Consider the following 14813-nt stretch of genomic DNA (forward strand, 5'->3'; position numbering starts at 1 on the left):
GGGGCGTGACCGGCCTCGATCTCGCCTCCCTGCGCCCTCGGCTCCCGTCGCCGTTGCAGGAGATCGAGGACGACCGCTGGTCCCGCCACGGCGTCCGCCTGCTCCTCAAGCGCGACGACCTGATCCACCCGGACCTGGTCGGCAACAAGTGGCGCAAGCTGGCCCCGAACCTGGCCGCCGCGGCCGGCCGCCCCCTCCTCACCTTCGGCGGCGCCTACTCCAACCACCTCCGCGCCACAGCCGCCGCCGGCCGACTGCTCGGCCTCCCGACGGTGGGGGTCGTACGCGGCGACGAACTGGCGGACCGCCCCCTCAACCCGTCCCTGGCCCGCTGCGTGTCCGACGGCATGCGGCTGCACTTCGTCGACAGATCGACCTACCGCCGCAAAGGCGAGCCTCCGGTGCTTGGGGAGATCCTGCGGGCAGCGGGGGCTCAGGACGCGTACGTCGTACCGGAAGGCGGCAGCAACACCCTCGCGGTACGAGGGTGCCGGGCGCTCGGCGAGGAGCTGCGGGACCGGGCGGAGGTGGTCGCGGTCGCGTGCGGCACCGGGGGCACGTTCGCGGGGATGGCCGCGGGCCTGGGGGCGGGGCAGCGGGCCCTGGGGATACCGGTTCTCAAGGGCGGTTTCCTGACCGCCGACATACAAGGCCTCCAGGAGGCCGCCTTCGGGGAACCCCGCGGCGACTGGTCCCTCGACGACCGCTTCCACTTCGGCGGCTACGCCCGTACGACCCCCGAACTCGACGCCTTCGCGAAGGACTTCAAGGACCGGCACGGGGTGGCAGTGGAACGTCTCTATGTCGCCAAGTTGCTGTACGGACTTGTCGCTCTGGCCGGGGAAGGGGCGTTTCCGGTGGGGAGCAGGGTGGCCGCGGTGGTCACGGGGGCGCCGTTCACCGGGTGACTAGCGGGACTTCTTGCGGAAGCGGCTCTTGGTGGACTTCTTGGCGGTGAGTTTCTGGGCTTTGCGGTTCTGGCCCATCCGCTTGTAAGTCGCTGTCAGGACCTGGACGGTCTTCTGCGTGTCCTTGTGGCCGTCCCCGAGTATGCCGCGACGGCGCGCCAGTACGTCTTCGAGCACCGCGGCGGCGGCCTGGAAAGATCGCGCTTCGTACAGGATGGCCCCGAGGTTGAAAGCGGGCTTGAGGGTCTCCGGGTGATCCTCCCCGTATGCCTTGCTCCGCCAGGCGACAACGTCCTCCAGGAGACGCACAGCCTCCGTGTACTGCCGCAACTCGCTCAATGTGAGCGCGAGTTGGTTCATCGCCACCAGGGTCTCGGCATGATCCCGACCCAGGACGCTGCGTTGCAAGGCCATGAGGTCCACGAGGATGCGACGGGCCTCTTCATGGTTGTTCAGGCCGAACATGACGCAGGCATAGGTGTACGTCGCCCTCCTGCTGTCGGGATGGCTCTCCCCGTAAATACGGCGACACCGGTCCAGCGCGTCCTCGATCATGCTCTTGGCCTCGTCCCTGCCCATCTCGGCCAGCGTGTTGGCCAGGCACCCGGCAGCACCGAGGGTCACGGGATGGTTGTCCCCCAGCGCGGTACGGCAGCGCTCCCAGGCTTCCGTGTGCATGCGGTGCGCCTCGGTCACCTCGCCGAGCTCGAAGCAGACCTCCCCCAACTGCAGCGCCGACCGAAGCGTCTCTGGATGGTCCTCCCCGAGCACACGACGCCGTCGAGCCAGCGTGTCCTCGTCCAACTCACGTGCCGCGGCGATGCCGCCCATCCGGTACAGGGACGCCGCGAAATTGGCAGCCGACTGGAGAGTGTCGGGATGGTCGTCACCCAGCACATGGCGGCGCCGGTCCAAGGTGTCCTGGTGCATGGCATGCGCCACGCTGTACAACCCGAGCCGCGTGTGGATGGCTGCGAGGTCGTTGGCCGACTGGAGCGTGTCGGGGTGGTCGTCACCCAGCGTCGCGCGGCGGCGGGTATGGGTGTCCTCGATGATCGGCCGCGCACCGTAGATGTCACCGAGGTCCGATGTGGCGTGGCCGAGAAACTGCGTCGCGGTCAGCACATCGGGGTGGTCACGACCCAGCTGAGCGGTCCACGTGTCGCGCAGGGTGCCGGCCAGTTCGGCGGCCGCCCGGGGCTGGGCGCTGCGGATGAGGAAGTTCACCGCGCCGCGGAGTGTCGCGCGCAGTTCCGGCCGGTGGTGGATGTCGATGTGCTGCGAGACCAAATGCGAGGTCAGGCTGGCCCACGCGGACCAGTGGCCCGGAGTCTCCGGGTCCCCCGGGGTGACGGAGGCCAGGACTGCCGCCACATCGTCACGGATCGCCTCCTTTCGCGCCGGGTCGACCTGGTCCCGAAGGACGGCCTGTGTCAGCCGGTGGACCTGGAAGCCCGAGCCGTCGATGCGTACGAGGCTGTTACGGCGCAGCGGTTCGAGCGTGGTCCTCATCCACGTCAGTGCGTCCGTCTGGGCCGGAATCGTGGACAACCGCTCCCGCGCGTCCACCAGCCACTCGGTGGGAATCGGATCGGGGCCGAGGAACGCGGCGAGCCTGAGCAGGGCCGCGGCGTCCGGGTGCTTCCCGTCGAGGTCCTCGACAGCAATGGCCACGGCGGCGGCCAGCGGCTCGGGATAGTCCGGGACCTCGCCCTCGCGCAGCACCGGGCTGGTGTTCTCGTGCAGGAGCCGTAGGTAGAGATCGACGTGCGTGCCGCGCTCGATCATGTCCGCGGCCTGGGCCAACGCCAGCGGAAGATCGCCGAGTTCGCGGGCCAGCACATCGGCGTCGGCTTCGCCGATCCCCGGCACCCGCGTCCTGAAATAGGCCAGCGAGTCCGCCCGCGCGAACACGTCGAGGGACGTCGGACGGGCCAGGCGGCGCCAGTTGGGGTTGCGTGAGGTGATCAGGACGTGTCCGGGGCCGTCCGGCAGCCACCGCTCCACCTGGTCCGGATCCTCCGCGTTGTCCAGGATCACCAGCCATCGCGACCGGCCGCTCAGATGCTGCACCAGCATCCGCGCGTTGTGCTCCGCCCCCGCCTCCTTGACGGCGATACCCAGCCGGTCGGCAAGCTCCGTGTAGTGCACCGGTATCTGGTCCGCCTGCTCCGCGTCGATCCACCACACCAGGTCGTACTGGCCGGCGAACCGGTGCGCGTACTCCAGCGCCAACTGTGTCTTGCCGATGCCGCCCATGCCGTGCAGGGCGTACACGACGGAGTGCTCGCCCCCAAGCAGACCGTCGCGGAGGTCGGCGATCTGGGCCTCGCGGCCGGAGAAGTCGAGGTTGCGGCGGCGCACGTTCCACACGTCGGGCCGCCCGGTGCTGCCGGGCAGACGGGGCTTGTCGGCAGCGCCCACCGCGACCACCTCGGCCACCGCCGCCTCTTCGGCCTCCGGTACCGGCAGCGGCGGAGCCTCCGTCGGCCTGCGACCGCCGTTCACGGCCTCCCTCAGGGCCGCCACCGCGGCCTCCTCCTCCAGCCCGTGGAGATCCTTCCGGATGCGCGAGGCGAGCAGGGGACGGACGTCATCGTTGGTGAGCGGTTCGATGGCGAGGGGGATGAACCGGTCCCGGCGCGCGACCGCGTTGGACCACTCGTCCCCGGTCCACCGCCCGTCCTCGAAGTACGCCTTGGAGAACAGCGCGACCACCGCGTCGGCACGCTCCAGCGCCTCGTCCATGCGCCGGACGAAGTCGTCCCCGGTACGCCAGTCCCACACGTCGAGGATGATCCGGTGGCCGCCACGCTCCAGGTGCCAGGCCACCCACTCCGCCCAGGGGCGGTCCACGCCCGCGTAGCTGATGAAGAACCGCTGCCCGGTGCCGGTCATCACGTCCCCCGAGTCACCCCGTACCGATCGTTTCCCTCCTATGATCCCCCGTCAGGCTGACAGCGGGGTACGGAACTCCGCGCACCGGCCTCGCCCTCACTCCGCCTCCCGGTAAGCCGCCGCCTCCTCCAGGTCCAGCCGGCGCAGCAAGGTGCGCAGCATCTCGTCGTCGATGTAGCGGCCGTCCCGGAGTTTCACGAAGACCGTGCGCTCGGCGCTGATCATTTCGCCGGAGAGACGGCGATAGGTGTCGTCGACGGTTTCGCCGGTCACCGGGTTGACCGCGCCGAGGCGCTCCCAGACGGCGTTGCGGCGGCGCTCCAGGACGGTGCGGAGGCGGTCGGCGAGCGGGGGCGGGAGGGTGTTGCGTTCGTCGGACAGGAGCTCGTCCAGGCGGCGTTCGGCGGCCCGGGAGGCCTGCGCCTGGGCGTTGGCCTCGGCGAGGGTCTCGGCCTGGGCGTCACGGCCGGGGAGCTTGAGGAGACGGATGAGCGGGGGCAGGGTGACGCCCTGGACGACGAGCGTGCCGATGACGGTCGTGAAGGTGAGGAAGAGGATCAGGTTGCGGCCGGGGAAGGGCTCGCCGCCGTCCAGGTGCTCGGGGATGGAGAAGGCGATGGCCAGCGAGACCACTCCGCGCATCCCGGCCCAGGCGATCACGAACGGGCCCTTCCAGGTGGGGTTCTCCTCGCGTTCCCTGATCCGCGCGGACAGCACGCGCGGGAGGAACGTCGCCGGATAGACCCAGATGAACCGGGAGGCGACGACCACGAGGAAGACGGCGAGCGCGTACCAGGCGGCGCTGCCCCCCTCGTACTCCCCGAGGCCCTTGAGGACGACCGGCAACTGGAGTCCGATCAGCGCGAACACCGACGATTCGAGAACGAAGGCAACCATTTTCCACACGGCGTCCTCCTGGAGGCGCGTCGCGAAGTCGACCTCCCACGCGCGGTGTCCGAGGAAGAGCGCCACCACGACGACCGCGAGGACCCCGGAGGCGTGGAACTGCTCGGCGGCCGCGTACGCGACGAAGGGGATCAGGAGGGAGAGGGTGTTCTGGAGGAGGGGCTCCTTCAGGTGGGTGCGCAGCCAGTGGATCGGCACCATCAGGACCAGGCCGACCACCACACCGCCGATCGCCGCGAGCAGGAACTCGCCGATGCCGCCCGCCCAGGACGCGCCCTCGCCGACCGCCGCCGCGAGGGCGACCCGGTAGGCGGTGATCGCGGTCGCGTCGTTCACCAGGGACTCGCCCTGGAGGATCGTGGTGATCCGGGAGGGCAGTCCGACCCGGCGGGCCACCGCCGTCGCCGCGACCGCGTCCGGGGGTGCCACCACCGCGCCGAGCACGAGCGCCCCGGTCAGCGAGAGGCCCGGCACGATCCGGTACGCGGCCCAGCCGACGACGAGGGTCGCGAAGAGCACGTACCCGACGGACAGCAACGCCACCGGCCGCATCTGTGCCCGCAGGTCGAGGTACGAGCTGTCGGTGGCCGCCGAGTGCAGCAGCGGGGGCAGGATCAAAGGCAGGACCACATCCGGGTCGAGCGTGTATTCAGGGACCCCTGGGACGTACGAGAAGACCAGCCCGGCGGCGACCAGCAGCAGCGGCGCCGGCACCGGGGTGCGCCGGGCCGCCGCGGCGATCGCTGCGCTCCCCGCCACCAGCAACAGCAGTGGCATCACGTCCATGGCCCTCGCCCGCCCTCGTCCATCGGTATCCGCCCCGCCGTCGATTTTCCGCGCGGCCGTCCGCACACCCGTCGTAACCTGGCAATCATGAAACAGTGCACGCACGCCGACGCGCTGCCGCACCCGGAACCCGCTCCGCTCAACGACACATGTCCCGAGTGTCTGCGCGACGGTACCCACCCGGTGCAGCTGCGGCTCTGCCTCACCTGCGGTCATGTCGGCTGCTGCGACTCCTCGCCCGGCAGACACGCCACCACGCACTACAAGGAGTCCGGCCACCCGATCATGCGCACGTTCGAGCCCGGCGAGGACTGGCGCTGGTGCTTCGAGGACCACGTTCTCGTGTGACCGGGTCCGGGTCGCGACCAGGCCGGTACCGACTCCGTTTCCGGACGGTTCGACGGTCTGACGTCTGGGTACGTCAACCCGGCGCGCGTTCTTCCCAATTGGAGCCGCAGACCCCTAGACACGGAGCGTGTCCACAGTTTTACTGTGAGTGACGGCACGGGGTCGGGGTCCCGGGGACAGGAAAGTTGAGAGCGCGATAGCGTCACCGCTGAACCACACTTCGCGTTACTCCGGGGGGCGACCCTCGGCCCCGAAAAGCTTGTACCACCTTGGAGGTGAGGGTGTCCCAGATCGCAGGCGAGCCCGCGACCCAGGACTTCGTGGAAGTCCGGCTGCCGGCTGCGGGTGCCTACCTGTCGGTGCTGCGTACGGCGACTGCCGGCCTCGCGGCCCGTTTGGACTTCACCCTCGACGAGATCGAGGACCTGCGCATCGCGGTGGACGAGGCCTGCGCGATCCTGCTCCAGCAGGCCGTGCCCGGCTCGGTGCTCAGTTGCGTCTTCCGCCTTGTCGACGACTCTCTGGAGGTCACCGTCTCGGCGCCGACCACGGACGGTCACGCCCCCGCGCGTGACACCTTCGCCTGGACCGTCCTGTCCGCTCTCGCGGGCAAGGTCTCCTCCGCCGTGGACGACGACAAAACCGTTTCGATCAGCCTCTACAAACAGCGCGGCGCGGGACCCGGGCCGGCGTGAGGACAGGGGACGGGCCGGTGCGTGACGAAGAGCGCGGCACACGGGAGCTGCCGGCCGAGGGCACAGGCGGGTCCCGACACACGGGGGATTCCATCGACGGCGCTGTCGATGCGGCCGGAGTCGCCGGCATCCCCGAACAGGCCCGGCCGCATCCGGAGGACGGCTCCCCCGGGGCCGGCTTCCTGGACGACGGGCAGCGGGATCAGGAAGGTGCCGTGCGGAGCACGCCTCTGGACGGACGGATCGGGGTCTCCCCTGTCCGAGCGGAGACGCCGGCTCGGGGAAGGGCGACGGGCAGGACGATGAGCGAGCACGAGCGAGACGATCAGCAGGGCGAGCAGAGCGGCCAGGCCACCCAGCACCACCCTCAGGACCGCAGCGGAGCGCGCGCGCTGTTCATCGAGCTGCGCAAGCTGCAGGACGGCAGCCCGGAGTACGCGGAGCTGCGCAACCGGCTGGTCCGGATGCATCTGCCGCTCGTCGAGCACCTCGCGCGCCGCTTCCGCAACCGCGGTGAGCCGCTGGACGACCTCACCCAGGTCGCCACCATCGGCCTGATCAAGTCGGTCGACCGCTTCGACCCGGAGCGCGGCGTCGAGTTCTCGACGTACGCGACCCCGACGGTCGTCGGCGAGATCAAGCGGCACTTCCGCGACAAGGGCTGGGCGGTCCGCGTCCCGCGCAGGCTTCAGGAGCTGCGCCTCGCGCTGACGACGGCCACCGCCGAGCTCTCCCAGCAGCACGGCCGCTCCCCGACCGTGCACGAGCTGGCCGAGAAGCTGGCCATCTCGGAGGAGGAGGTCCTGGAGGGCCTGGAGTCGGCGAACGCCTACTCGACCCTCTCCCTGGACGTCCCCGACACCGACGACGAGTCCCCGGCGGTCGCCGACACCCTCGGCGCCGAGGACGAGGCGCTGGAGGGCGTCGAGTACCGCGAGTCCCTCAAGCCACTCCTGGAGGACCTGCCGCCGCGGGAGAAACGGATCCTGCTGCTGCGCTTCTTCGGCAACATGACCCAGTCGCAGATCGCGCAGGAGGTCGGCATCTCCCAGATGCACGTCTCCCGTCTGCTGGCCCGCACCCTGGCCCAGCTGCGGGAGAAGCTCCTCGTGGAGGAGTGACGGTCCGGTCGGGGCTTTCCGGCGCCTGTGACGCCGTACGACCGACTAGCGCTCCCCGTCCTGTGCGCGACCCGGCCCCTTGATCCCGAGGGCCTGGGTCGTCGCCGGGTTGACCAGCAGGACCAGCGCGGTCACCGCGACGACCGCGAGGGCGATGCCCGCCGGGATCGCCATGCTGTCGGCCTGGAGCAGGTTGTAGGCCACCGGCAGGGCCAGGATCTGGGTGATGACGGCGGGCCCCCGGCTCCAGCTCCGCAGCGCGAGCAGACCGCGCGCGGCGAGCAACGGCAGCAGGGCGAGGACCACGAGCGTGATGCCGCCGGTGACGGCGGTCTGCCGGTCGTCGGGGTCGCCGGTGAAGCCCTCCACGAGCATCCAGACCCCGCCGACGACGAGCGCGAGCCCCTCCAGTGCGGCCAGGGCGGCGGCGTAGGTCAGGCGCCGCGGGCGCGGTCCTGCGGTTTCCTCGGGGGCGGGCGTCTGCTCTCTGGTCACCCCTGAAGGGTATCCGTCGCCCCTCCGGCTCCCCCGGCCAGGCGGGGTGACGCACGGCCGCTCGCCGGGGTTGCCCGGCCCGCCCGTGGCAAGATTCACGCACCGAAGTCTTACGTGATCCCTACCTCGGCCTGTGCCCGGTACCCCCCAGTAGGTACGCTGCAACTCATGCGTGCACTTCTCGTGGTCAATCCGGCGGCAACCACCACAAGCGCACGTACGCGCGATGTCCTGATCCATGCGCTCGCGAGCGAGATGAAACTCGAGGCGGTCACCACCGAGTACCGCGGCCATGCGCGCGACCTCGGCCGGCAGGCGGCGGAGAGCGAGGACATCGACCTGGTCGTGGCCCTGGGCGGCGACGGCACGGTCAACGAGGTGGTCAACGGCCTGCTGCACGCCGGCCCGAACCCCCAGCACCTGCCCGGTCTCGCCGTGGTCCCCGGCGGTTCCACCAACGTCTTCGCCCGCGCCCTGGGCCTGCCCAACGACGCGGTCGAGGCGACCGGCGCGCTGCTCGACGCCCTGCGCGAGGGCAGCGAGCGCACGGTCGGCCTGGGGCTGACCTCCGGCACACCCGGCACCGAGGACGAGGCCGTCCCGGGCCGCTGGTTCACCTTCAACGCGGGGCTCGGATTCGACGCCGGTGTGGTGGGGCGGGTGGAGCAGCAGCGTGAGCGCGGCAGGAAATCCACACACGCTCTCTACGTCCGCCAGGCATTGCGCCAGTTCTTCGGCGAGGCCCACCGCCGGCACGGGACGATCACCCTGGAGCGTCCGGACGCGGAGCCGGTGACCGATCTGGTCCTCTCCATAGTCTCGAACACGTCTCCGTGGACCTTCCTGGGCAATCACCCGATGTACGCATCGCCTAAGGCGTCGTTCGATAAAGGACTCGACGTACTCGGTCTCAGCCGTATGACGACGACCGCTGTCGCCCGGTATGGCACCCAGTTGCTCACTTCGTCCCCCGAGCGTGGACCCCATGGCAAGCACGCGGTGTCCCTGCACGACCTGGACCAGTTCACCTTGCATTCGAAGGTCCCTCTGCCCCTTCAGATGGACGGCGACCACCTCGGGCTGCGTACGAGCGTGACGTTCACAGGCGTACGCCATGCACTGCGTGTGATTGTGTGAGCAGAAAGGGCTGAAGTCCTTTCACTCGAACGTTTAGGCCAGCATCCACCCCATGGAAGTACGGCTGTGACCTAGTCGACACCGAGGAATCAAAAAAAACTTTCCAGAAGGGGTTGTATCCGCCGCTGAGGTTTGCGAGTCTCTACGTGGCGATCGGGACAGCCCGCAACACCGGCTCCACAGATCACCGGAACCCCTCTTCAACTCACAGGACCTCGCCAGGGAAACCTGACGGGCGGCCCTTCACTTGTTGAGGGATTCGTGAAAGCGTTCACATTCACAAGCAACTTGCACGTAATACCAAGGAGAGGTAGCAGCCATGGACTGGCGTCACAACGCCGTTTGCCGCGAGGAAGACCCCGAGCTCTTCTTCCCCATCGGCAACACCGGTCCTGCGCTGCTGCAGATCGAGGAAGCCAAGGCCGTCTGCCGTCGCTGCCCCGTTATGGATCAGTGTCTGCAGTGGGCGCTCGAGTCCGGTCAGGACTCCGGCGTCTGGGGTGGTCTCAGCGAGGACGAGCGTCGTGCGATGAAGCGCCGCGCCGCCCGCAACCGGGCCCGTCAGGCTTCTGCCTGACACACCCACCCCGCCTGAGCTTGGCGGCGCGTACAGCGAGTACGCATCTCCCGCCCCCGAGCCGCAGCGCGCAGTACCCCCGGTGCGCAGCACAAGCTGGCAACGAGCATTCGAGCCCCGGACCGATTCTGGTCCGGGGCTTCTTGCTGTGCCCTTGTTCTGAACACAGGCTGTTTCACTCTGAGTTGCCGACTTCGATCCCGCCTGCCGGTTCCGGCGCTACTTGTTGGCGCGCACCGGGACGTCGAGGATGACCCGGGTACCGCGCTCCGGCGCCGGGACCATGTCGAACGTGCCGCCCAACTCCCCCTCCACCAGCGTCCGTACGATCTGGAGGCCGAGGTTGCCCGCGGTGTGCGGGTCGAAGCCCTCGGGCAGGCCGACCCCGTCGTCCTGAACCGTGACGAGCAGGCGGGCCTCCTTGGTCGTGCCCCCGCGGACCGCCGAGACCTCGACCGTGCCGGTCTCGCCCTCACGGAAGCCGTGTTCCAGGGCGTTCTGGAGGATCTCGGTCAAAACCATCGACAGCGGGGTGGCGACCTCGGCGTCGAGGATGCCGAAGCGTCCGGTGCGCCGGCCGGTCACCTTGCCGGGCGAGATCTCCGCGACCATCGCGAGCACCCGGTCGGCGATCTCGTCGAACTCCACCCGCTCGTCCAGGTTCTGGGACAGCGTCTCATGCACGATCGCGATCGATCCGACCCGGCGGACCGCCTCTTCGAGAGCCTCGCGGCCCCGGTCGGAGTCGATCCGGCGAGCCTGGAGACGGAGCAGGGCGGCGACCGTCTGGAGGTTGTTCTTCACCCGGTGGTGGATCTCCCGGATGGTGGCGTCCTTGGTGATCAACTCGCGCTCGCGGCGCCGCAGTTCGGTGACATCGCGGAGCAGCACCAGGGAACCGATACGGGTGCCCTTGGGCTTGAGCGGAATGGCCCTGAACTGGATGACCCCGTCACCCGACTCGATCTCGAACTCGCGCGGGGCCCAGCCGCTGGCGACCTTGGCGAGCGCCTCGTCCACCGGGCCACGGGTGGGGGCGAGTTCGGCGGTGGTCATGCCGAGGTGGTGGCCGACGAGGTCGGAGGCGAGGCCGAGACGGTGGTAGGCGGACAGTGCGTTCGGCGACGCGTACTGGACGACGCCGTCGGCGTCGAGGCGGATCAGGCCGTCGCCGACGCGTGGGGCGGCGTCCATGTCCATCTGCTGGTTCGCGAACGGGAAGGAGCCGGCCGCGATCATCTGCGCGAGATCCGACGCGCTCTGGAGATAGGTCAGTTCGAGACGGCTCGGGGTGCGCACGGTGAGCAGGTTGGTGTTGCGCGCGATGACGCCGAGGACACGGCCCTCTCGTCGTACCGGAATCGACTCGACCCGGACCGGCACCTCCTCGCGCCACTCGGGGTCGCCCTCGCGCACGATCCGGCCCTCGTCGAGTGCGGCGTCGAGCAGGGGGCGGCGGCCGCGCGGGACGAGGTGGCCGACCATGTCGTCCTGGTAGGAGGTGGGGCCGGTGTTGGGCCGCATCTGGGCCACCGACACATAGCGGGCGCCGTCCCGGGTGGGGACCCACAGGACGAGGTCGGCGAAGGAGAGGTCGGAGAGCAGCTGCCACTCCGAGACCAGCAGATGGAGCCACTCGAGGTCGGAGTCGTCGAGGGCGGTGTGCTGGCGGACCAGTTCGTTCATGGAGGGCACGTGTGCGAGCGTACCTGGCGGTACGGACCAGGCCGGAAACCAGTCACCCGGCCCTGAGAACACCCGCGGGCCGCGGCGCCTGGGAGGGACCCTCAGCCCTCCCGGCACCGCAGCCCGGAGCAATATCGGCCACGGGGTGTGCGGTCCCGGACGGCCGAAGGATGAGGATCCGGGGCAGTCAGGGCAGAGAGCACCGGTTCCTCGGTCCGCCTTCCTGTGCGGGGAGGGCGGAAGTCTGTCGTGTTCTGTTTTCAACTCTCTTACGCATTGTGGACTAGACCACTCGGTGTGTCCATGCGTTGGAGGCTGTTTGTTGTTGTCAGTTCTCCGAGGGTCCCGCGAGCGCCTCGACCCGTGCTGGAGAACTACTGGGACGCCCTAGCATCCACCACGCAGCCTAACCCGTGTGGGTTCATGTGCGGGGCCAGATGGCCATGGCAATTTCCGCGAGCGCTTCCAGTTCCTCCCGGCTCGCCCCGTCCCGCGCCTGTTGCGACATGCCCTGGATCATCGCTCCCGCGTGCCGGGCGAGGGCCGCGGCGTCGGTGCCGGCCGGCAGCTCCCCCGCGGCGACGTCCGCCCTGATACGGCTCTCGAAGGCGGCGATGTTCGCGTTGCGCCGGTCGCGCAGGGACTCCTCGACCTCGGCGCTGGTGCAGTTGGTGGCCGCGTGGATGACGAGGCAGCCGTGCGGGCGGCCGGGGGCGGTGTACTCGACGGCCGCCTCGCGCAGCATCCGCTCGACGGCGGCCCGGGCGGTGGGCTCCTCGGCGAGGGCCCGGTCGCCGAAGGAGCCGTAGCGCCTGCCGTACTCGAGGACGACCTCCTCGAACAGGGCCCGCTTGTCACCGAACGCGGCGTACAGGCTCGGGGCGCCGATGCCCATGACCCGGGTGAGGTCGGAGACGGAGGTGGCCTCGTAGCCGTGCTCCCAGAAGGCGAGGATCGCCTTCTCCAGGGCGGTGGCACGGTCGAAGGAGCGGGGACGGCCACGCGGTTTCGCCTGCTTGACCTGCGGGTTCGTCTCCTCGATGCGCTCCATGGAGTGAATTCTATAGGGGCTGCTAGAGAAATGTCGGCGGACTGTTGTACGGTCTTTCTGTAGCGAACGCTAGGAAACTGAGAAGGGGGCGCCGACATGGGCGTGCTTGCAGGCAGGACGGCTCTCGTCACGGGGGCGAGCAGGGGTATCGGGCGGGGCATCGCCGAGCGGCTGGGGCGCGACGGGGCGCGGGTCGCCGTGCACTACGGCACGAACGAGACGGCGGCGAAGGAGACGGTCGCCGCGATCGAGGAGGCGGGCGGCTCGGCGTTCGCGATCGGGGTGGAGCTGGGGCGGCCGGGTGACGCCGAGGCGCTGTGGGAGGAGTTCGACCGGCACGCGGACGGGGTGGACATCCTGGTGAACAACGCGGGGATAGGGGTGTCCCGCCCGATCGAGGAGATAGACGAGGCGGAGTACGACCGTGTCTTCGCCGTCAATGTGAGGGCCCCCTTCTTCCTCGTCCGGCACGGCATGACCCGTCTGCGGGACGGCGGCCGCGTCATCAACATCTCCTCGGGCCTCGCCCGCACCGCCGCCATGCCGAACAACATGGCCTACGCGATGACGAAGGGCGCGCTGGACGTCTTCTCCCGGGACCTGTCCAAGGTCCTGGGCCCGCGGAACATCACGGTGAACTCGGTGGCCCCGGGCATCATCGCGACCGACAACACCCATGAGCTGCTGCACGCGAGCGACGAGGCGTGGGCACAGGCGGCGGCCTACTCCGCGCTGGGCCGGGTGGGCGAGCCGGCCGACGTGGCGGATGTGGTGGCGTTCCTGGCGTCGGACGCGGGCCGGTGGGTCACGGGGAGCTGGGTCGATGCGACAGGAGGTTCCCTTACGTAGGCCCCTCTTGGTTCGTGGCTCCTTGGCTTTTGGTCCTACCTCACCCCGCGTTCATCGCGTCTCCGTCACCTTGGCCAGCGCACGGGGCGCGTCCGGATCCTGGCCGCGGGCGATGGTGACCTCGTAGGCCAGGAGCTGCAACGGGATGATCTCCAGCACGGGTTGGAGTTCCTCGGGGACACCTTCGGTGGGCAGGACGAAACCGGCCGAGGCCTGCTCGACCTGTCCGCGCGGCCCGATGACGACCAGATCGGCGCCCCGCCCGCGGAGCCGGTCGAGGACGGGCTGGAGCGCCTCGCCGCCCTTGCCGTCGGTGACGACCGCGATGACCGGGGAGACGTTGTCGACCATGGCGAGGGGGCCGTGCAGCAGGTCGGCGCCGGAGTAGGAGAGGGCGGGGATGTAGCTGGTCTCCATCAGCTTGAGGGCGGCCTCCTTTGCGGTGGGGTAGCCGTAGCCGCGCGAGGTGATCACCATGCGCTCGGCGAAGCGGTAGCGGGCGGCAAGGGCGCGGATCTCGTCCTGCCGGGCCAGGAGCTGCTCGGCGAGGTCCGGCAGGGCCTTGGCTCCGGCGCCGTCTCCGTCGCGCAGTCCCTCGACGAAGAGATAGAGCGCGAGAAGGGAGGCGGTGTAGGTCTTGGTCGCGGGCAGGGCCTTCTCCGGTCCGGCCATGATGTCGAGGTGGTACTCGGAGACGCCGGCCAGCGGTGAGTCGGGGTTGTTGGTGACGGCGAGGGTGAGCGCACCGGCCTCGCGGGCGGCCCGGGTCGAGGCCACGAGGTCCGGGGAGCCGCCGGACTGACTGACGGTGACGACGAGGACGTCGGTGAGATCGGGACGGGCGCCGTACGCGGTGGTCGTGGACATGGAGGTGAGGCCGCAGGGCAGGCCGAGGCGGATCTCCAGGAGGTACTTGGCGTAGAGGGCGGCGTTGTCGGAGGTGCCGCGGGCGGTGAGCAGCACGAAGCGCGGCCGCCGGGCGGCGATCTCCCGGGCGGTCCGCCGGATGCCGGGGGCGCCCTGCTCCAGGATGCGGCGCAGCACCGCCGGTTGCTCGGCCATCTCGCGGGCCATGATCCGGCCGGGGAGGTCGTCCTGGGGGGCCTGGGGCGGAGTCGGGGCGGTCATCGCGGGGGCCTCCCGGGGCGTGAGGGACGGGGTGCGTAGGGATTCTGTACGGGGGGTGCGTACGGGTTCGGCGGCGCACCGGGCAGTGCGCCGGCAGTGCGCCGGCAGTCCCATTTCACTCCCCGGGGCGGAACGGCGCCTGTCCTCCGGGTGACGCAGGGTCGGCGTTCGGCTGGTGGGGAGCCGTCCGTCCTCGTCACCAGCGGCTCCGACCGGCCCCGCGCCCCC

Annotated in this window: 13 protein-coding genes; 7 read left to right on the forward strand and 6 right to left on the reverse strand. The window is 70.0% G+C overall.

Annotation, left to right across the window (positions count from 1 at the left end; genetic code table 11):
- The first annotated feature begins 5 nt into the window (after window positions 1-5).
- A complete protein-coding gene (locus OG885_RS15630; RefSeq protein ID WP_405731357.1) occupies window positions 6-908 on the forward strand; it encodes a 1-aminocyclopropane-1-carboxylate deaminase/D-cysteine desulfhydrase in 903 nt (300 codons plus the stop codon).
- Here OG885_RS15630 and fxsT read toward each other — a convergent pair whose 3' ends face one another.
- Window positions 909-3806, reverse strand: a complete 2898-nt coding sequence (gene fxsT / locus OG885_RS15635; protein ID WP_405731359.1) for an FxSxx-COOH system tetratricopeptide repeat protein — start codon at window positions 3804-3806, stop codon at window positions 909-911.
- Window positions 3807-3902: 96 nt separating this feature from the next.
- Window positions 3903-5498 carry a Na+/H+ antiporter gene (locus tag OG885_RS15640; RefSeq protein WP_405731361.1) on the reverse strand — a complete coding sequence of 532 codons (1596 nt, stop codon included), beginning with the start codon at window positions 5496-5498 and terminating at the stop codon, window positions 3903-3905.
- 87 nt (window positions 5499-5585) lie between these two features.
- Between OG885_RS15640 and OG885_RS15645 the strand changes: the two genes are divergently transcribed.
- From OG885_RS15645 to OG885_RS15655, 3 genes are all read left to right on the forward strand, one after another.
- The gene (locus OG885_RS15645) at window positions 5586-5846 is read left to right on the forward strand and encodes a UBP-type zinc finger domain-containing protein (protein ID WP_194079752.1); all 261 of its coding nucleotides are present in this window, start codon (window positions 5586-5588) and stop codon (window positions 5844-5846) included.
- 281 nt (window positions 5847-6127) lie between these two features.
- Window positions 6128-6541, forward strand: a complete 414-nt coding sequence (locus OG885_RS15650) for an anti-sigma regulatory factor (RefSeq protein WP_030784224.1) — start codon at window positions 6128-6130, stop codon at window positions 6539-6541.
- Window positions 6538-7662, forward strand: a complete 1125-nt coding sequence (locus tag OG885_RS15655; RefSeq protein WP_399948406.1) for an RNA polymerase sigma factor SigF — start codon at window positions 6538-6540, stop codon at window positions 7660-7662. Before OG885_RS15650 ends, OG885_RS15655 begins: the two co-directional genes overlap by 4 nt.
- Before the next feature lie 45 nt (window positions 7663-7707).
- Here OG885_RS15655 and OG885_RS15660 read toward each other — a convergent pair whose 3' ends face one another.
- A complete protein-coding gene (locus OG885_RS15660; RefSeq protein WP_405731364.1) occupies window positions 7708-8157 on the reverse strand; it encodes a hypothetical protein in 450 nt (149 codons plus the stop codon).
- A gap of 168 nt (window positions 8158-8325) precedes the next feature.
- Here OG885_RS15660 and OG885_RS15665 point away from each other — a divergent pair, with 168 nt between their 5' ends.
- Complete coding sequence (locus tag OG885_RS15665; RefSeq protein WP_399948409.1) at window positions 8326-9294, forward strand: diacylglycerol/lipid kinase family protein; 969 nt, start codon at window positions 8326-8328, stop codon at window positions 9292-9294.
- Window positions 9295-9613: 319 nt separating this feature from the next.
- Window positions 9614-9871: a WhiB family transcriptional regulator gene (locus OG885_RS15670; RefSeq protein WP_006142322.1), complete on the forward strand. Its 258-nt coding sequence runs from the start codon at window positions 9614-9616 to the stop codon at window positions 9869-9871.
- 219 nt (window positions 9872-10090) lie between these two features.
- On the opposite strand, the gene OG885_RS15675 is transcribed toward OG885_RS15670, so the two are convergent.
- Together OG885_RS15675 and OG885_RS15680 are read right to left on the reverse strand one after the other, a co-directional pair.
- The gene (locus OG885_RS15675) at window positions 10091-11557 is read right to left on the reverse strand and encodes a sensor histidine kinase (RefSeq protein ID WP_405742746.1); all 1467 of its coding nucleotides are present in this window, start codon (window positions 11555-11557) and stop codon (window positions 10091-10093) included.
- 421 nt (window positions 11558-11978) lie between these two features.
- Window positions 11979-12608 (reverse strand): TetR/AcrR family transcriptional regulator, encoded by a 630-nt coding sequence (locus OG885_RS15680; RefSeq protein ID WP_405731366.1) that lies wholly within the window; start codon window positions 12606-12608, stop codon window positions 11979-11981.
- A 96-nt stretch (window positions 12609-12704) separates the two neighbouring features.
- Here OG885_RS15680 and OG885_RS15685 point away from each other — a divergent pair, with 96 nt between their 5' ends.
- Window positions 12705-13457: an SDR family oxidoreductase gene (locus OG885_RS15685; protein ID WP_405731368.1), complete on the forward strand. Its 753-nt coding sequence runs from the start codon at window positions 12705-12707 to the stop codon at window positions 13455-13457.
- 51 nt (window positions 13458-13508) lie between these two features.
- Here the strand turns inward: OG885_RS15685 and OG885_RS15690 are convergent, their stop codons facing one another.
- Window positions 13509-14585, reverse strand: a complete 1077-nt coding sequence (locus OG885_RS15690; protein WP_405731370.1) for an SIS domain-containing protein — start codon at window positions 14583-14585, stop codon at window positions 13509-13511.
- Between the last annotated feature and the right edge of the window lie 228 nt (window positions 14586-14813).

Source organism: Streptomyces sp. NBC_00028 (assembly GCF_045041065.1).
In the GTDB taxonomy this organism is placed as follows: Bacteria; Actinomycetota; Actinomycetes; order Streptomycetales; family Streptomycetaceae; genus Streptomyces.